Origin of the sequence: Nostoc sp. (genome assembly GCF_036917615.1) — a bacterium.
Lineage (GTDB): Bacteria > Cyanobacteriota > Cyanobacteriia > Cyanobacteriales > Nostocaceae > Nostoc.
In genome coordinates, this window is sequence record NZ_JBALCZ010000026.1 from 99,660 (window position 1) to 119,396 (window position 19,737).

The 19,737-nt window shown below is 39.2% G+C and carries 14 protein-coding genes and 1 pseudogene; 7 read left to right on the plus strand and 8 right to left on the minus strand.

Annotated elements, in window-relative coordinates; translation table 11 throughout:
- The first annotated feature begins 266 nt into the window (after nucleotides 1-266).
- A pseudogene (locus V7K85_RS08880) lies at nucleotides 267-792 on the plus strand (YdcF family protein).
- 128 nt (nucleotides 793-920) lie between these two features.
- Nucleotides 921-1,460: a WcaF family extracellular polysaccharide biosynthesis acetyltransferase gene (locus V7K85_RS08885; protein WP_334812806.1), complete on the plus strand. Its 540-nt coding sequence runs from the start codon at nucleotides 921-923 to the stop codon at nucleotides 1,458-1,460.
- A 399-nt stretch (nucleotides 1,461-1,859) separates the two neighbouring features.
- Here V7K85_RS08885 and V7K85_RS08890 read toward each other — a convergent pair whose 3' ends face one another.
- The gene (locus V7K85_RS08890) at nucleotides 1,860-1,982 is read right to left on the minus strand and encodes a hypothetical protein (RefSeq protein WP_334812807.1); all 123 of its coding nucleotides are present in this window, start codon (nucleotides 1,980-1,982) and stop codon (nucleotides 1,860-1,862) included.
- Between the two features lie 318 nt (nucleotides 1,983-2,300).
- A complete protein-coding gene (locus V7K85_RS08895; RefSeq protein ID WP_334812982.1) occupies nucleotides 2,301-2,681 on the minus strand; it encodes an ISAs1 family transposase in 381 nt (126 codons plus the stop codon).
- Nucleotides 2,682-3,324: 643 nt separating this feature from the next.
- Between V7K85_RS08895 and V7K85_RS08900 the strand changes: the two genes are divergently transcribed.
- From V7K85_RS08900 to V7K85_RS08910, 4 genes are all read left to right on the plus strand, one after another.
- On the plus strand, nucleotides 3,325-3,966 hold the full coding sequence (locus V7K85_RS08900) for a hypothetical protein (protein ID WP_334812808.1): 642 nt from the start codon (nucleotides 3,325-3,327) through the stop codon (nucleotides 3,964-3,966).
- 94 nt (nucleotides 3,967-4,060) lie between these two features.
- Nucleotides 4,061-5,359: a hypothetical protein gene (locus V7K85_RS08905; protein WP_334812809.1), complete on the plus strand. Its 1,299-nt coding sequence runs from the start codon at nucleotides 4,061-4,063 to the stop codon at nucleotides 5,357-5,359.
- Nucleotides 5,360-6,442: 1,083 nt separating this feature from the next.
- Nucleotides 6,443-7,171, plus strand: coding sequence for a serine/threonine protein kinase (locus V7K85_RS36435; RefSeq protein WP_442940561.1), 729 nt, complete (start codon nucleotides 6,443-6,445; stop codon nucleotides 7,169-7,171).
- A gap of 111 nt (nucleotides 7,172-7,282) precedes the next feature.
- Complete coding sequence (locus V7K85_RS08910; RefSeq protein WP_442940562.1) at nucleotides 7,283-12,013, plus strand: trifunctional serine/threonine-protein kinase/ATP-binding protein/sensor histidine kinase; 4,731 nt, start codon at nucleotides 7,283-7,285, stop codon at nucleotides 12,011-12,013.
- A gap of 298 nt (nucleotides 12,014-12,311) precedes the next feature.
- Here V7K85_RS08910 and V7K85_RS08915 read toward each other — a convergent pair whose 3' ends face one another.
- Genes V7K85_RS08915 through V7K85_RS08930 form a run of 4 tightly spaced genes read right to left on the minus strand, consistent with a single transcriptional unit; the run spans nucleotide 12,312 to nucleotide 16,241 of the window.
- Entirely contained in the window at nucleotides 12,312-13,826 is a 1,515-nt protein-coding gene (locus V7K85_RS08915; RefSeq protein ID WP_334812810.1) for a GH3 family domain-containing protein, read from the minus strand.
- Nucleotides 13,826-14,386: an acyltransferase gene (locus V7K85_RS08920; RefSeq protein WP_334812811.1), complete on the minus strand. Its 561-nt coding sequence runs from the start codon at nucleotides 14,384-14,386 to the stop codon at nucleotides 13,826-13,828. Before V7K85_RS08920 ends, V7K85_RS08915 begins: the two co-directional genes overlap by 1 nt.
- A 46-nt stretch (nucleotides 14,387-14,432) precedes the next feature.
- A complete protein-coding gene (locus V7K85_RS08925) occupies nucleotides 14,433-15,182 on the minus strand; it encodes a sterol desaturase family protein (protein ID WP_334812812.1) in 750 nt (249 codons plus the stop codon).
- Nucleotides 15,183-15,224: 42 nt separating this feature from the next.
- Nucleotides 15,225-16,241 (minus strand): aromatic ring-hydroxylating dioxygenase subunit alpha, encoded by a 1,017-nt coding sequence (locus V7K85_RS08930; RefSeq protein ID WP_334812813.1) that lies wholly within the window; start codon nucleotides 16,239-16,241, stop codon nucleotides 15,225-15,227.
- Between the two features lie 227 nt (nucleotides 16,242-16,468).
- On the opposite strand from V7K85_RS08930, the gene V7K85_RS08935 reads away from it, so the two are divergent.
- Complete coding sequence (locus V7K85_RS08935) at nucleotides 16,469-18,142, plus strand: pentapeptide repeat-containing protein (protein ID WP_334812815.1); 1,674 nt, start codon at nucleotides 16,469-16,471, stop codon at nucleotides 18,140-18,142.
- A gap of 59 nt (nucleotides 18,143-18,201) precedes the next feature.
- On the opposite strand, the gene V7K85_RS08940 is transcribed toward V7K85_RS08935, so the two are convergent.
- On the minus strand, nucleotides 18,202-18,492 hold the full coding sequence (locus V7K85_RS08940; protein WP_334812818.1) for a 2Fe-2S iron-sulfur cluster-binding protein: 291 nt from the start codon (nucleotides 18,490-18,492) through the stop codon (nucleotides 18,202-18,204).
- A gap of 51 nt (nucleotides 18,493-18,543) precedes the next feature.
- Entirely contained in the window at nucleotides 18,544-19,716 is a 1,173-nt protein-coding gene (locus V7K85_RS08945) for a P-aminobenzoate N-oxygenase AurF (RefSeq protein WP_334812820.1), read from the minus strand.
- Nucleotides 19,717-19,737: the final 21 nt, after the last annotated feature.

Here is a 19,737-nt window from a genome sequence, read left to right on the forward strand (position 1 = left end):
CCCTACGTAATGGAGTTCGTAAAATTGTCAAACATGGAATTAAAAAGCCCTCTATTTATAAAAAATAAACTTCAAATCTTCGTTCACATTTATACATATTTTCATCTAAACTTGAATTATTAAAGTTCTATATTTAACACCAGGATTTGCTACTTTCATAAGCAAATAAATAAATATTTTTTACAGTTTGACAATATTGAGGGCTAAACGACAGGAGAAATCAGTATATTTGGTGAAATCTTCTGATCGTCACAAATGTAAAAGAAATGGTCTTTTTAGCCCTAGCAGCATTGATTATCGTAATGCTACTGTTCATTCCAGTACGGTTAGCGATCGCCTACTACCAAGCGCCCCAACCCAAGCTATCCTGGTGCTTGGTGGTGGCGAAGACAGAGAAGAATTCGCTGCCCAGTTTGCCGAATTTCATCCAGTCCTAAAAATTTGGGTTTCTTCTGGCAGCCCTCCCAACAAATCACGGGCAATTTTCCAAGACGCAGGTATTGCGGATAGCCGGGTTTACCTTGATTACCGTGCTACAGATACTGTGACTAACTTTACTACCTTAGTAAGGGTTTTCCAGCAATAGCAAAGACAACACCTATTTCTAATTACTTCAGATTATCACATGCCCAGAGCCAAGGCGATCGCTACCCTTATCCTTGCTAGTCAAGGCATTGCCTTTACTCCGATCATCGTACCATCGAACCGAACTTAAGAATCCCTCCTGCATATTATTCGTGATATTGCTCCCTGCTTTGGATCGTCACAGGTCATACAGGAGCCAGCCTTTAACTAATTACTAATTCGTAATTCGTCATTCGTAGTTAAGAATTCAATTACGAATTACGTAGCTTGCTTCTCGCCGGAGGCGAGTATTATCAATTACGAATTATTTGAACCTACTCTTGTTTACCCACCCCATGCGTCTAGATCAATACACAGTCGGCAATTACACTCCAGGCGCACCATACTGGAAGCAACTTCTTTGGTATTTCGTTGGGTCGCCCTTAGTTGAAAGTTATTGGCTACCATTTTCAGCTTTTAAGCTTTGGGTACTCCGCAGTTTTGGAGCTCAAATCGGTCAAGGTGTCCGCATTAAACCTGGAGTGCGGGTAAAATTTCCTTGGCGGTTATACATTGGTGATTTTGTTTGGATTGGAGAAGATGCATGGATAGATAACCTTGCTCCTGTCACCATCGAAAGCCATGTTTGTCTATCTCAAGGGGTCTATCTCTGCACAGGAAATCATGACTGGAATCATCCCGATTTTAAATTGATTGATGCTCCAATCCATATTCAAGAGAGTAGTTGGATTGCTGCCAAGTCCGTAATTGGCCCAGGAGTCACTGTTGGTCGGGGAGCAATACTGACTTTAGGTGGCGTTACCGGCAGTTCACTAGAGCCGATGACTATTTATGCAGGTAATCCGGCTCAACCCATCAAGCAGAGAAAGCTTTAATATCCAATTTTTGCGATCGCATCCCATAATTCAGTTTGCTGCAAATGAGTAGTAGAAAAAGTGATTGGTAGTGGTTATTCAAGCTGACTTTTCCCGTTAAGTCTCTCAAGATCGCTGCCAACTCTCTCTACGAGACCAGAGGCGAACACAGAGGTAGTGCAATTTTAACCAACTTCGCTATAGTACCTAGATACCAATGAGAGTATTACGTCGATGTTACTTGAACCTATCCCACTAATAATATTTCTGCTACAAAGCTTAAGCTTATTGAGAACTGAAAACGAAAAATCAAGGTTTTCAAGCACATTTTACGAAAAGAAGTAGGGATTTTTAAAATAGTGGGATAGGTTCAAGTAACCGCCATATCGAGCGATGCCTGTGGCGGGCTGCGCCAACGCTCTATTGGCATAATTGCAGAGGTGCTTGTATCCTGAGAGTAACATCTTGACTGCGTTGGCGTTGGCGTAGCCTCTCGTAGAGAAGCCTTGCCGTTCGCGGTAGCGTCTCTGAAAGAGAAGGCATCGCTCTTTTGACCTCACGCTTGTCTTGGCTCTTTTCGATAAACTCTGTTAGCGATACCTTCAGTGACCTTCGCTAAAGCATCCACATTAGTACACCCTGTATTTAGTCTTATATATTACATTAATATTTATACGTATTTTCTCACGAATGATTTCGGATTGCTATAGCTAAATCGTAAATTTTATACTTAGTAATCTAATTTAACTTTGTTTGATGCGATCGCTCGGCAGCATAACTAGCAATTTGGGTTAGTGATCAAAGTATATTCTTTATACGTATTTTACTCGGCGATTAAGTTTTATTTAAGACATTAAGCTATTAATTTAAAGGGGCATTGTCTTTACGGATGCGGCTGGCATCTGCTCTTTCAGAGCCGCTTCGCGAACATAAAAAAAATGTCATATATAGTACCCAATGTACAGAATTCTCTATTCCCCAATGACTACGTACAGCATGGGCTAATACCGATGCATCATGCTCTAAACTGCTAATATACAAGCGAACTTCAATTGTTGTTTTATTCCAAAGCCTGCGCTCACATACTACCATTCCTACACTCCGAAGTCCTAGCCATTTTTCTTGATTTGGTAGTTCCTCTAGTTGCTCAACAGGGACACTCCAGTATTGACGAATTTCAATCCGACCATGAGCGCTCTGTGTTGTGTATTGACTTTGGCTCTCAGCTATTTGCCATGAAATTTAATGAAGAGGTGGTTAGAATTCACCGTGTACAACTTTGACAACTGTCCACAATCCTGTTGCATGTCTCAAGCTCATGGTAATATTATTTTACTGTCATGAGATATTATTTTATACATCAAATTGTCACCATGCTGAAATAGCTAGTTAGGTGTGCTGCCTCCAAAAACAAAAAGTTATTCAACCCACCCAGGAAATCAACAAAAGCACCAACGTGCAAAGCACAGAGCTTTTGCAAGTCTGCTTATATAAGGTACTAAAGAGCCAACAAAGCCCTTTTTTAGGAATCATATATAGCCAGCTAGGAAGGTATAAAACCCTCTGATAATGGTAAAAAAAATTAGACAATAGTAAATAAAAAGTTTTGACCCGATGTCAATTGTTTTTTGTATATGTAAAAATATCAAAAAGCTCAATTTTTATTGTCAATAATACATTATTATTGTGTGTTTTATTTAGATACTGATTCTCTTTATGCTTAGTTAGCTATATAAAAGTCCTATTTGATTGGTGAAAACTTAGCCTACGCTCGACCAAATGAGGCAAACTCTTAAATTTAACAAATGATTAAGTAAGGCTAAATCAATCCTGATTTAGTAACGACTCGATTATTAACAACGTAAGCAAGAGTAACAGGAAAAACATGAATATCATTGTTCGTTTGTTTGGAGCGCTCGTTCTCCAAGTATCTGCATTGGCTACGATGTCTAGCATGGCAATGTCTGATGACAAGCCTCTACGTGTCTATACCCAGCAGCCTCCTGCTGCTTCTCAACGGAAAACAACGCAGAGGATTTGCTCTTTAGATCCGATTGAAGATTTATTACCTCCACCACAAACCAAGGCAAGTAATTCTTTGCTTTCTTACCTTGCTGAACAGGGTTTTACACAGAATCAAGAGGGTTCCTGGGTCTGTTATGCAAACGATCCTAAAAAAGAAGGGCGTTACTTTACTCTGTTTAAAGTTAAACAAGTTGATAGCAGGCTCATAGCAAGTTCTTTCCTAGATCAGGGCAGTCTGATTCAAGGGCAGGAAAATCGTAGCTTGGACTTCTTTATGATGCTGATTGAGCGTCATATGAATACTAGTCAAGAGAACCGTCAAGGTATACGTAGGTATTTAGAAGCCTTCGTTTCCTTAGTAAAGCAAGGGAAAATCAAACCCACGCATCGGGGGTTTCTTTTCGACCAACCAAACCGGGCATTGGTCTTATATCACACACTCTCATCAGGAGGTCTTAAAGGTACCGGAATCACGATCAACATTTATTTACCTAAGAGTTGAACTGGGGAGTGGGGACTGGGGGATGAGGGAGATGCAGATAAATAAGCAATGCCCCATGCCCAATTAAATTGCTGTCGTTTAGTGGAGGTGCATCTTGCCTAAATCAATTGTTCAAAGAATTGTGATGCTGAAGGCGGTTGGCTTTGCGACCATCGCATTCTCATCTGTTGCAGTAGTACTCACTACGTACCAGTCTGCTTTTGCACAGCTTAATATTGGACGCTATGGTATCCAACAAGGACTAGAGTATGAGTATCTCCAATATCAAATCAATAACCAGAATCTCAGCCAGATGCGAGTAATTCCTGCATGTAATGTGGGATTTGGTCTGACCTGCAATAAAACTGGATCGGTAATCCAACGATTAGTGGAGTTAAATAACGGGACTAGCTATCAAAATCTCCTGATCCGAGCGGCAGGTGGGGAGAAAAACTTCCAGAATTTCGCTAGCTTTTACGGTAACAATCCCAATCTCTCTGCGGTGCCTTTCGCCTCATTTTGGAGAAACCAATCCCCCGCAATCATGGATGGATCTCAATACCTTCTTGGACAACCTTTTGGTCGCAACCCAGTAGAAGGACTTGGACTTGTAACCAAGCAGTTTTACTGGTCACCATACTCAGGAGTCAATAACTCGGTCAGCCTCCGTAATGGATTACTAGACTTGAAATTGTCATACGGACGATTGCTGTTTGAGGAGGCCTCAAAAATTTCCAACATTAAGGAGCAGATTCAGTCTCTGGGTTTGTCGCCACAGATGACTAATTTTTATTTAGATAAAATCTCTACAGGTTTGGATGCGTTGAGTTCTGGAGATCACAATCAACTCCAACAGAGGATTTTTGAAGTACTATCCTTTCCATACTCCGAAGATGGTGGGGAACTCGGACGTCCCAATAACGCGATTCCACAGGAATTGAATCAGCTTTTGGGAGAAGATGTCGCAGGAGATATTTTGCTGAGTGACAATCCAATAGCGTTGGAGGGAGAAGCTATGGGACTCGATACTTTCCCTGGCTCTGTGGGAGATGTTTTGGTACAAGACAGTTCTGATTCCTTTCCACTCTGGCCAATAATTGGAATTGGGGGTCTTGGTTTAATTCTGCTTTTACTACTGAATGGCGATAGTTCCTCAGATCAAGCATCTGTTTCTTCAGGAAATACACTTACACCTTTGTCTCTCACCAGCAAAGGCGAATGCGATCTGACTCCTAGTGGTAATGGTTCTGATCACACACAGATCATTGAGATTCCATGTAATGTTACTCCTAAAACTCCTACGGAAGTGAAAAAGGTAGTGGAGCCATCAATGATCAAAGCGCTTGTATTGCTAATTGTTCTACTATGCATAGTCCGTTACAAACACCGATCTTTAAAAATCCGTAATTCGTAACTATGTTACATAAGGGTATTTAGACCTCCTCTTACTGCTGGCTTAACCCGTTTCGCCGGCGAGTCAGTCCGGCTCATCAGACAAGCGATCGCGTTCTTTATATGTGCGCGATCGCATCTCTTCTTTAAGTGCAACAGCACAAGAGTTTGGTGAACGCATCCGAGGATATTGGGGTGTTGAGAATAAAATTCATTATGTTCGAGATGTAACTCAAGGAGAAGATAGTTCTAGAATCCGCACTAAACCTTTACCTGAGATTTTTGCAATCGCTCGGAATTTTACTCTTAATTTATATCGCTCTCAAATATTTTAAAACATGGCGCATGTTCAAAGATTATGTTCTTTTGGATTAGACACACTCAAGCAAGCTTTTAGAATGAAATATAGCAGTCCTAAATCATTTGTAGAAATAAATTAACCGTAGAGGCGCAGAGAGCGCAGAGAGCGCAGAGAGAGGAATCGGAGATTTTCACGACTCATTTAGGATTGCTATAGCCCTGTTCTAAATAGTAATCTGGACTGCTACCCGAAATGAGTATCACAAATAATTTCAGTGTTTTGACAATGGACTTGAAGCACGTTAAAGTGGGCAATTGGAGTTAAGGATGGATTTATATACGCTTACCAATTGCAACACTTGAGTCCTAATTGAGCGGGTGAGGGTGTACCCTAGCCCTGTCAACTTGACAAATAGCCGGATAATAAAGCAATGCGATCGCAAGCAGTAAAGTGCAGACGCTATGGTAAATGCTGGGTGCAATATTTGAGCGTTTTGTCCACGAAATCTTACCAGCGTTCCTTTGCCAAATGGCGCTTGTTCACAATCCAGGCAATTTAAAACTAGCTCGACCAATTGCGCTGCGCCTCAATCTGACAAGAGGCATCCAATGTCCAGTCTTTCTGTGCCCCCCGCTTACCCGTTTCTCTGTCAATACGAATCTAAAACGCAGTCATCTGATTATTCTGGAGAATTTTCTCTTTGTATGAATCTAAAGTTAAGCCACAATAATGTTTACTACCTGACATCAAACTGGCTTTACTAATTTGGGAACAATAAATTGAAAATCACCAGAATTTAGCAACATGGTCAGCACTCTTGTCAGTATTCCCGGATACTACGCAACAGAAGAAATCTACAATGGTTCGAGAACTCTAGTTTATCGTGGGTATCGAGAGACTGATCATAAAGCTGTGGTGATTAAACTACTGAAAAATCATTATCCTAGCTTCTCGGAACTCTTGTCGTTTCGCAATCAATACACCATTACCAAAAATCTCAACTCACCTCTAATCATCCAAACCTACAGTCTGGTAACATACCAAAATGGTTATGCGTTAGTGATGGAAGACTTTGGGGGAATTTCTCTTAAAGAATGGGGAACAGGGAAAAGTCTACGAAATCTCACGGAATTTTTACAGATAGCGATCGCCCTGTGCAATAGCTTAGATATACTGTACCGCGCTCAGATTATTCATAAAGATATTAAACCCGCGAATATTTTAATTAATCCAGAAACCAAACAAGTTAAATTAATTGACTTTAGTATTGCATCTTTACTACCACGATCAACTCAAACGCTCATCAGTCCCAATGTGTTAGAAGGGACACTCGCTTATATTTCTCCAGAACAAACAGGAAGAATGAATCGAGGGATGGATTACCGGACTGATTTTTATTCTTTAGGTATCACTTTCTATGAATTACTTACAGGAGAGTTACCCTTTCAATCAAACGATATGATGGAGTTAGTGCATTGTCATATTGCTAAACAAGTACCACTTTTAGGGAATAGAGAGAAGACTGAGCACTAGCTGACGGCGAGCAGAACTTCTCCTAAGGGAGACGCGCAAGGGACGGAGGAACTCTTAATAGAGAACAGAAAAGAGATTCCCCAAGTTCTCTGTGACATCGTAATCAAATTGATGGCTAAAAATGCCGAAGAGCGTTATCAAAGTGCATTAGGAATTAAATTTGATTTAGAAAATTGTTTAACTCAACTTCAGTCAACAGGCAAAATTAAGAGTTTCCCAATTGCTCAACGAGATGTGTGCGATCGCTTTATTATCCCTAATCAACTCTATGGACGAGAAACAGAAGTGGGAACCCTCCTGCAAGCATTTGAGCGAGTCAGCAAAGGTGCGACAGAAATAATGCTGGTAGCTGGCTTTTCGGGGATTGGGAAAACGGCAATTATTAACGAAGTTCATAAACCCCTTGTTCGTCAACGCGGTTATTTTATCAAAGGGAAATATGACCAATTTCAACGTAATATTCCCTTGAGTGCCTTTGTGCAAGCATTTCGAGATTTAATCTGGCAATTGTTAACTCTAAATGATGCTCAAATCCAGCAATGGAAAAGCCAGATATTAGCAGCTATTGGGGAAAATGGACAGATAATTATTGAAGTTATCCCCGAATTATCAAGAATTATTGGTGAACAACCACCTGCTCTAGAATTATCAGGAGCTGCGGCACAAAATAGATTTAATTTATTATTCCAAAAGTTTACCCAAGTCTTTACTAGTGCTGAACATCCATTAGTAATGTTTTTAGATGATTTGCAATGGGCAGATTCGGCATCCCTAAACTTAATGCAGCTATTGATAGCTGATACAGGTTATCTTTTGTTAGTTGGTGCATATCGTGATAACGAAGTCAATCCAGGACATCCATTAATGTTGACTTTGAGCGAGATTCAAAAAACGCAAGCAACGATTAATACAATTACTTTAAAACCACTGAGTCAAAGCCAAGTGAATCAGTTAGTTGCTGACACACTGAAATGTACAGAAAATTTATCATCGCCTCTTTCTCAATTGATCTATCAAAAAACTCAAGGTAATCCGTTTTTTGCAACACAATTTCTCAAAGGATTGCATCAAGAGAAACTCATTAAATTTGACTTTGATTCCGGTTGTTGGGAATGTGATCTTACACAAGTAAATCAGCAAGCAGTTACAGATGATGTCGTAGAATATATGGTGGGTCAATTACGCAGATTCCCTGAATCCACTCAACAAGTCTTACAGTTAGCTGCTTGTATTGGAAATCAGTTTGATTTAGCAACTTTGGCAATAGTTTCAGAACAATCCGAAATAGAAACGGCAGCTATTTTATGGAAAGCTTTACAAGAAGGATTAATTTTACCTACTAGTGAAGCTTATAAGTTTTATCAGCATTTGTCATTAGAAAACAGCGACCAGATAACAAAGAATATAGACGCGCAAACGGCTGACCGTAGCGTAATAGAAAAGGCAGTTATATACAAATTTTTGCATGATCGTATCCAACAAGCTGCCTCTTCTATGATTCCAGAAGAACAGAAACAGTTAACCCATCTCCAAATCGGGCAATTACTTTTACAAAATACGTCATCAGCCCAGCAAGCAGAGCAGCTTTTTGAGATTGTCGGTCATTTCAATTGTGCAATTCCACTCATTACCCAGCCAAGTAAACGTCAGCAATTAGCTCAACTCAATCTCAATGCAGGTCACAAAGCTAAAGAAGCGATCGCTTATGATGCAGCTCTACAATATTTCAATCAGGGTATTCAGTTAGTAATTAGTGATGGCTGGGAAATTGCTAATGATTTGACACGAAATTTATATCAAGCTGCTGCTGAAGTTGCCTTTCTCAGTAATGAATTTGAGCAGATGGAATCGCTGATTAAAGTTGTGCTCCAACGAGCGACAACTCTATTAGATAAAGTGAAGGTTTATGAAATTAAGCTCCAGTCTTATCAGGTACAAGGGCAGCTGCTTAAAGCAATTGAGATTGGGTGTCAAACTCTCCAACAGCTTGGAATACCCTTATCTGAATCTGTTACCCCTTCAGATATTCACCAAGCTATAGAAAACACGTTGTCAATATTGGGAGAGCGTCAGATTGAAAGCTTAATTGATCTACCTCTGATGACTGATCCTCAGGCTTTAGTTGCCCTGAAAATTATGATCAGCCTCACTCCCTCTGTGCATCAGGCTGCTCCCCACCTATTTCCGATTATTGCCTGTGAACAAGTTAATTTATCGCTTAAATACGGCAATGCACCACTCTCAGCACCAGGATACGCTGACTTTGCTATTGTTTTAAATGCAGTATTAAATCAACTAGAAAAAGGCTACAAGTTTGGGCAGTTGGCTTTAAGAATTGTAGACAGATTTGAAGTAAAATCTGTTCAAAGCATGACTATTTTTAAAGTAGCTGCATTTAATCAATTTAACAAGCTACCTGTCCAAGATGCCATCAATTTATTAAAAAAATCTTATATTTTTGGACTAGAAGCTGGAGATTTTGTACATATAATTGTATCAACATTTTTCCGACTTTTCTATACCTATTTGATGAGTGCAGAAAATTTAGATATTTTGCAAGAAGAAATCAAAACTTTCGAGTCTAATTTTGTAAGTAGCGAATCTTTTTCGATTCGATTTAGTATTCTTCGACAAACGATTGAAGTCATAACTGAATATAGTCAAAATTCAAATTTATTAATTGATGAATACTGGAATGAGGAAAAACTCGTACCTGCTCTACTCAAAGAGAATGATCAGTTTACACTCCATGAATTTTATCTAATTAAGTTAATTTTTAGCTACTTGTTTGATGATGCTCTAGCGGCAGTTAGCAATGGAGATAAAGGAGAGCGCTACCTTAAAGGTGGTGCAGGAATGCTATCTGTATCTGTTTTCTATTACTACGATTCTTTGGCTCGTCTATCTGTCTATTCTAAAGTTGAACCCTCTGAACAAGCAAAATTGCTCTTGAAGGTTGACGAAAATCAGAAACACCTAAAAGTTCGAGCCATAGTTGCAGCGATGAATTTTCAGCATCAATTTGATTTAGTAGAGGCAGAGCGTCATTGGGTCTTAGGTCAGCGATTTGAGGCACTTGACTTATACGATCGCGCCATCGCTGGAGCTAAAGAAAACGAATATATTCAACAAGAAGCTCTGGCTAACGAACTAGCAGCTAAATTTTACCTTGATTGGGGCAAAAAAAAAGTGGCTCAAGCATATATGCAAGAAGCTTACTACTGCTACGCACGCTGGGGAGCCAAAGCCAAAGTTGCCGATCTGGAAAAACGTTATCCCCAATTACTCGCCCCCATCTTAGAGCAAACCCGTTTTCCTTTCTCAACTAACGAAACTATCTTCACCTTGGAGACCGCTACCACTTACCATACTTTCAGTAGTAGCAGTGTCTCTTTGGCTCTAGATTTAGCTACCATTCTCAAAGCTTCCCAAACTATCTCAGGCGAAATCGAACTCGAAAAACTGCTTTCATCATTGCTGCATATCGTTATTGAAAATGCCGGAGCAGATAAGTGCGTGTTAATGCTTGTGAAGTCAGGTAATTTACGGATTCAAGCATTAGCAGAACTTACTAGTAGTGCTACCGCTATAGAGAGCAAGGGAAATACCAAAATCAATTTTTCCTCAATGTTGCTCAACTCACAGCCAATTGAAGAGTCAACGGGTGTGCCAGTTGGCTTAATTAATACCGTCAAACACAGCTTACAACCTGTGGTGATTATTGATGCCACAGTACATCCGCAATTAATTCATGACCCTTACATTCAGCAACAGCAGCCCAAAAGTATTCTGTGCAGTCCGATTTTACATCAAGGAAAGTTGCTGGGTGTGTTATACCTAGAAAACAATCTGGTGACTGGAACCTTTACCTATGAGCGCGTCGAACTGCTCAACTTACTTTGCGCTCAAGCGGCAATTTCTATAGAAAATGCCCGACTTTATCAGCGTTCGCTAGAATATGCTCAACAGCTAGAAGCAGCTTTACAAGAACTTCAGCACGCTCAATTACAAATTGTACAAAGTGAAAAGATGTCTGCATTAGGTAACTTAGTCGCAGGGGTGGCTCACGAAATGAATAATCCTTTGGGTTTTATTGCTGCGAGTCTCAAACAAGCCAAACCTACCTTCGCTGATATTATCGAACACTTGAAATTATATGAAGAAAGCTTTCCTACTCCTGGAAATGAAATTCTCACCCATGCTGAAGAAATCGACTTGGAATATAGCTTAGAAGATTTGCCTAAAATGATGGATTCGATGACTATGGCGTGTGACAGGCTCAAAAATATCAGTACCAGTCTCCGCACTTTCTCTCGTGCAGACCAAGCCTACAAAGTGCTATTTAATATCCATGAAGGTATTGATAGTACGATTCTAATTCTCAAACATCGCCTAAAAGCTAACGAAGAACGTCCAGCCATTGAAGTAAACTATGAGTACGGCAATTTACCGAAAATTGAATGCTTTCCAGGACAATTAAATCAGGTATTTATGAATATTTTAGCGAATGCCATTGATGCATTGGATGAATCAAATACAGGTCGGAGTTTTAAAGAAATTAAAGCTAATTCCAACCGAATTACAATTACCACCTCATTGAAAGAGAAACAGGTAGAGGTGAAGATTGCTGATAATGGTAAAGGCATGAGTGAATCAGTAAAACAAAAAGTATTTGACCATCTTTTTACCACCAAAGATGTTGGTAGAGGTACGGGTTTAGGACTAGCGATCGCTCAGTCTATTGTAGAAAAACATGGTGGAACTTTGGATGTGAATTCTACCCCAGGTCAAGGAACAGAATTTGTGATTACCTTACCAATTCTGACTCAGATTCCGGGTTAACTTGTTGGAGATATCGTCAACAGAGGCAATACTATTGTTTTGACATCTCCCCACAACTTTAGCCAAGAGCAGCAATTCTAAATTCAAAAAATATTGTTAAGAACAACAACTCTGTACAAAGTTTAATTAAATACCCAGATGATTCGATAATTTATCGCATAACTACTATTGAAAAAAGTAATTTTGTTTTAACCTGTCAAGAATGCATCCTGCCTGCGTTCGTCGAAGACGTTGGCGCAGCCATCGCTTATTTTTTAGGATACAGCGAGTTTGAAAACACGCCCTAATGCTTGGTAAGCTATTTCTGGGCAATTTTCAACTTCAATTCTTGTAAAAGTTCAGTGCTAATGGGTGATGTTGCAAGAATTGGATGCTTAATACCTCCCCAAATACTTCCAGTGCGGATACGATGGGAAACTAACACTTCCGGAATTTGACTAGAGATTAAAACCTGTGGTGGTGCAAGTTGACCGATCGCTCGCGCTCTTTTGTAATGATGTGATTCTGATAAAGCCTGATCCAGTTGTTGAGCAATAATTTCTGGGGTTTCTTTTGCTGAATCTAGTAATAGAATATAGTGTGGAGGTTCGGCAATCGGCATCAAGCTTTTAAAATTAGTTTCTTGCAAGTTCAACAGACTAAGAGCATTATTGATAAAGGTTTCTTGCAACTTTTCGCCCACCAAATCGCTAATGGCTTGATGTCGTCCAAGAAACTCTAAACAGGGAGTGTGGCGATAGTAATGAGTTACCCGGATGCGATCGCCAATTCGATAACGATACAAACCTACTTTCTGCGACAAAATGATCGTGTATTCCTTGCCAATATTGAGTTCATGTAAACCATACAGGGAACCAGTATCGGACTCGAACTCGAAAAACACTTCATCAAGAACTGGAACATATCCCCCAGCTACAATCAACGGAATTGTTATTGGTGCTTCGGTTGCTAGTAGTCCTTTACCTTGAATTAATACACCTGGAAATTGCAATCGCAATCCCTGAGCTTGATCTGCTGCATTGGCACTATCCCAGCAAGAAATCAGCTTCAAATTTGGCCAGAGTCGCATCCAGGGAATATTACTTTTGGTGAGGAGTTGCAGGCGATTACGTGACATCCGATTGTTTAATTCTGCTCGTAATAAATCCTGATTTTCTTGAATATATTTTAAATGTACTTGTAGAAAACTAGGACTCCAAATAGAAATAATTTCTAGTTTTTCAGCCTCTAATAATGCTAAAGCCAGTTGATGTTTAAACAAGTTCGCGTCATGCAGCCGATTAAGTTTATTTGGCATCACCAACCAAGGACGCAAAAACCAACGCAACCAGCCATCTAAGTAATCTAGATCATCCTGTAAAGTTTGGCTATCCGCTACATTTAATTGCGGCGAGATACAAGCATAAATCTTACCTGTGGAAAATTTTGGGCCGTGTACAATCAAATCATGCGCCCAGACGCAAAACATTTGATTAAACGATCGCCGCAAAGATTGAGTATAAGGAATCCATTTTACTGCCCCACTACTACCAGAGGTTTTTTCATAGAACAAAATGGGTTCTGGTGTGAAGGCAATTTGCTGATTTTTGTGATTTAACCAGGGTTCGAGTGCATCATAATCTACAATTGGTACACGCTGCCAATCGTCTACAGAATGAATCCCCAAAGTTTTGCCATACTCACTCTTGATTAAGCGATCGCAAATCTCCCTTTTTACAGATATCTGCATTAACTCTGGGTTATCCAAAGCTTGATCAAATCGCCTCGCAGTTGGTGCGAGAATTTGCCCAAAAAGCTGAATAATCGGACGCATTATTGCACCTGCTGATTAGGATAAAGTTTGGTGGCTGCTGGTAAATAAGAACCATCACCAATGACTACACCGGGAGCAAGATTAGATCCGGCTCCCACAAAAACATTGCTGCCAATCTTGACTTTTTTGACATACAACATTAAATTTTGCTTGCGGGGTTTAATGATGTGAGAATAGATACCGACACCATGCCTAACAACAACGCGATCGCCAATTTCTAATAAACTGCGATCGGCAATCTCCAATCTTGTTGTCCAGTACACATCTCGCCCCACTTTAGCACCCCACAATCGCAACCAACATGAAAATACCCCTGGAATCAGTCGCAGCACTGCTTCCAACGCTGGAATTGCAATATAAATTGCCTGGATTTGATGACTACCCCACCAAGGACTATATTCTTTACCTAGTAGATAACTTATACCTTCCTGCACAGGATAAACCCATTCATGCAAGCGGTAAACTAGCACTGGTAGCCCATAAATAGAAAGGAACACTGCTAGAATGCTGAAGATATTAGGTGAATAGGCGAGATAGACTATTGCTGCGCCAGTTAGCAATAATATAAAGGCGGGAAAAAATAAAATATTTTACTTAAAATTGTCATTAAAATGGAAATAAAAGTTTTTTTACCAAGCTTAATGAGATAGGAATTCCAATCATAGATGGCAATTTTTTGTTTTCATAATATGTTCCATGTAACTTATCCCAAATTTTCAGATTAGCCCCATAGTTATAATTGCAGATTTCGCGGCAATGATGCCAAGTATGATCCTGGGGTAAGATTAACCAAGAAGATAATAATTGATAGAGCCTGGTATTTGTGGGAATCATCAAGCGGCTATGTCTCCATAAATCTAAGGCAGAAGTTAGACTTACTCCAAGTAAATAACCTGTCGGATCGGCTAACAGATACAAAAACAAAGTGTGTATCCATAAATAAACAATTAACAAACTTGTCCAAAGTGTGTTGCGAGAAGTTCCTAATACATCCATCTGAGTAATAGTATGATGGACTTGATGAACTTTCCAAAAAAATTTAGTATGTAATAAACGATGATTCCAATAATATAAATAATCAACTACAACAAAACTGATAATAAAATTTGTAATTAATGGGACTTTTAAATATCCTTGTTGAGTGGGTAGTAAATGTTGATAAAAAAAATAAACTAAAGTCGCTTGTAGTAAGGGAATCAAAATTCCTTGAATAGTTAATCCTATACCATCTAGTAACCAATCTTCACGACTTTTTATTTTAAGTTGAGTTCGTCCAACTTGATTGGTAATAGTCCAACCAACTAATCCGATAAAAAAAGCAAAAATTAGTAATTGTGCAAAGCTTTGTATTCTCACTTCTGATTGCTCACACTGATATTGATTAATTACGAATTATTCTTAAACCCAAAATGTAACTTTTACTGATTGATTTGGCAATAAACGCGGATCTTCTCCACGAGATATAGCTGCTATAATTGACTCTAGAAATATATGAATTGTGTCCGCAGACGTATTATAAAATTGTGTCCCGTATTTAGCGATCGCTTCCCCCTGAATACCCAAAATTTCCACGTCTTGGCAGATAATGTGTTGAGCAGTCCACTGCACAAAGGGACGTGCTAACTTATTCCAGATACCGTAGTTATAGGTGACATCGGTGTAAACCAGAGTTGAATTATCGGTTTCGGGAATAGATTGACTGGTAATGAATAAATGGCGATTCTGTGCCATTTTATATTCCACAGAGGTAATATTTGGCATATAAAAGCGATCGCTATGTTTAATCTCTGCACTCTGCAAATTCAGAAAACGACTGTACCATCCCAAATTACTGTTTTCGTTGCGATACTCCACCAAAACCGAACCATGACAGCGTTCTACAGTCATCTCTAACTTTTGTTTGCGGGAAGTACGGAAAACACCAGGATGAACAAAAGCCGTATGGGGAATATCAATAAAGTTCTCTGCACAATTAGTAACATTGTTAGCAAAACGGTTAATTACCCGCACCGTTTCCCATCCCGTTTGTTTGTAGTGAGGCATAGAAAAGGGTTCAAAATCAACGCCATCGGTTAACCGCACATACACATAGCCATCCTGTTCTTTGGTAGCGTAACACTTGGCTCGACGCTGTGGGGAAGGTTTGAAATCATCTCCTTCGGCTGGAACAGCAATAACATTACCAACTCCGTCATATACCCAACCATGATAGGGACATTGTAAAGCACCCTTACAGATTTTACCTGATGAGAGACGGCTATTGCGGTGTAAACAGCGATCGCGCAAAGCTACGGGTTGTCCATCTTCACCACGAAATATTGCTAACCATTCTCCTAAAACGGTGCGTGATAATACTTTGTTAAGTTGTAACTGTTCGCTGAGTGCGACAATGTACCAGAAATCTGCAAATTGCATGGTGGGTGGGAGAGAGCAATCATTTATAGATAAGGATACAGGTTTAGCATAAAGTAATCCTAAAGTTCGCCGTCCGATTTATGATACAGGTGTGTTATGCTGAGTAATTATCTGAATCAGGATATGAAACTGAAACAGTCAGTCTAAATAATTATTCCATACCACTCTCAGTTAGCTGTTTTATCAAATAGAATTTGCTATTAACCTTATTCTAAAAGCGAGTAAATATGCCTAAGTTAAAAGATATTGTTCCTATGGGACTTATTGTGGTGTCTATTGTTGTGGGTGCAGGCTATTGGTTCAGTCAAAAACATCAGCTTGAATCCTTTGTACAACAAATAGACTCAATCAAAGTCAATCAGAATAAACCGATTGAGCCTAAAGACTATATTGCGATGAAGCGTGATATTCTTACTTTACAGAACACGTTTAACAGTTCTGTATTTCAATTAATTAGTGGGTTACTTTTTCTCGTAACTGCATATACAGCATGGCTCAATCTAGTAGCTTCAGAAAAAAAACAGATAACCGAAAGATTTGCTAAGGCCGTCGATCAGCTAGGCAGTAATGAATTAGGAGTTAGAGTAGGTGGAATTTTTGCACTCGAACAAATCGCTCGGAGTTCTCCAGAAGAACACTGGACAGTAATAGAAGTTCTCACATCTTATATTAGAGATCAATCACTGAAAGGAAAATCAGTATTTAAACCAGAACCTGAAGTAGATGATAATCAGTCAGGAGAATCTACATACCAATCAATTTTGAAAAAAATTAGAACAGAGCAGTCAATTTCAGTAACAACTGACATTCAGGCAGCATTAACAGTAATTTGTAGACGTAATAACAAGCAAGATCCGAGAGATATAGTTATAGATCTTAGCTTTTGTGACATTAGAGGTGCGGATCTGAAAAAGGCTAAACTCAGTAACGCTGATTTGAGAGGAGCTAAAATTTCAGGCGTTAATTTAGAAAATGCAAATCTTTCAAATGCAAATTTACAAGGAACAAATTTTACAAGATCAGTTTTTAAAGGAGCAAGGTTAAATAAATCCAAGTTAAACAATGCTTTACTGAATGAATCTTATTTAGAAAAAACAGATTTACAGGATTCAGACCTAACCAGTGCCAATCTCAAATATGCCAATCTAAAGTATGCAAAACTCAATCGTGCAAAGCTTAAGCTTGCCGTTCTTGTAAAAGCTGAATTACAAGGTGCTAACCTGAGTCAAGCTGAACTCAAACATACAAATTTAAGAGATGCTATAATCGACGACACTACTAAGCTTGATGAAAAATGGAAGCGAGTACATCGGATAAATATGGGTGGAGGCAGGGGGCAAAAATTCGATGGAATTGATTTCAGTGAAGCAATATTAACCAATGCTGATTTTGAAGGTTCTAGCTTAAAGAATACTATTTTTAGCGGGGCAGATATTGGCGGAGCCAATTTTAGAAATGCTGATCTAGAGGGCGCTGTTTTTCGTAAAAGAGGTCTGATGATTAGTCTTGATATGGCTGATTTTGGTGATGCTTATCTTAAAGGAGCGAGTTTTGAAGAAGCTAGTCTCAAATGTACTAATTTCAGTGGAAAAAATAGAAGAACAGATATGAGTGAAGTAGTTTTTCGAGAGGTTAATCTTGCAAGTGCTATTTTTGAGAATGTCCTTCTTAGAAAGGCAAAATTTTTTAAATCAATGCTCCAGGATACAAATTTCCGTCGTTCTAATCTCAAGGAAGCAGAATTTGACAATTGCTATTCCTATACTAACGACACTAGCTTTGAAGAAGCCGATCTTGATAAGGCTATATTTATAGGTTCTCTAGGAAGTGCAAATTTTCGCAATTCAAATCATCAAAAGGCTAATTTCCAAGATGCTGATAAATCATCAGTTCAGTTTTAATAGAGCAATAGCCTTGATGATGGGTAAGATGTATAAAAACACTGGAGTATTAAGCAAATTTATTTTTCTAATGTCTGAATTGCGATATTAGCTGTTAGGTCTAGCTGGCAGGCTAATCGTGCATTGGGATTTTTGAGTGCTAATGTCTCCAGCATTTCCTGTTCATCAGGTTGAGGAGGAGGAATATCACCAATAACCTCAACCAAACAAGTGCCACAAATACCAGTCCGACAACCAAACAAAACAGGTGAATTCTGAATCGTGAGATGTTCAGACAAATTTTGATGAGATTCCACAGTGATAGGAACAAAATCACTTCCTGGAAAGGATATCTTACAGAAGTTAGCCATAATACAAAACAATTTTACCTAAACAACACTATTCCATTCCTCTCTGTGCCTCTACGTCTCTGCGTGAGATAAAAACAAATCCTCTTTATGTTCAAAACCTTGAAAAGCTCTTTTTTGAGTTGCCAAATATCGAGAAATTGAATTAGTAGCCATCAACGACATATCCTGATTACGTTGCCAAAGATAATCGAGTTTTTCAACATACACTTGATAAGATTTCATCGCCTCCTGATGAGTTGAAAAACTGCGCTGTAATCCTTCCGAATCCTCTGTAAAACAACGCCGCATCATTTCTTTAGCATCTTTGTCACTCATCTCAAAAATAGGCGATCGCAACACTTGATAAATATTGCTATACAGCGCCGGATCATACCAAAAAATGCCGTTAATCGCAGCTGAAAAATGAAAGTGATCGCGCTGACATCCCCACAATCCTAAATTAGCTACCAGTCGCTCAAAAGCTGTCGGTGGCTTAAGGCAAGTAACAACATCGTGAGATATAATTGTCGAACTATTGAAGTGAAAACTTTCATCCATAAAGTGGTAATAGGAGACTTTAGCAGGAATTGGAGCAGCTTCAGGATGGGGATGTTTATGATAATAATTGCTGAGTTTGTGCTGTACTAACTTGCCGTTTAATGTCCGCACTCCCCGTACCGTGAAATACTGACAAGCCAAAAAAGTATTATTTGCAGAAATCAGCCCAAAGTATTGAAGTTGAATTTTTTTCCACCAATTTTTTAGGGCATTGGTGTCAGCATAAACCATCGTTTCCGTAAACGGACCGCGCATGGGGTAGGTAAAAATAAGTTCCCCAAACAACGCTTGTTCAACCTGTTTGGCAATTGTGCGGAAGGCGTTAATGTGCGATCGCTCTTGGGAGGATTCCAAATCTAATGTATCGCAGATTAAGCGAAAATCTTCTTGAGCGTAAAGTCCGGCTGCACTGGTTTGATTGAAAAAAATAGTTGCAATTTCAGCAGAAACAATTTGTGAGTAGTAAGCTACCCAGTAAAGTTGGTTCAAAATTACACGCTGATGTTGGCTGGACTGTTCCCATAAAGGTGTACCATATAGTAGGGAAAATTCCTCTGGGTTCCAATACTCGTTTTGACAATCTTCATAGCGAAAATTGCTAACTGCTTCATCCATTAAAGCAGTATGGTCTTGCTGTTTGTTACGGGTGTGGTTAATTTGTAATTTGCGATGAATAGTTTTTTCCATATTCGTTTTTATTTTACGCAG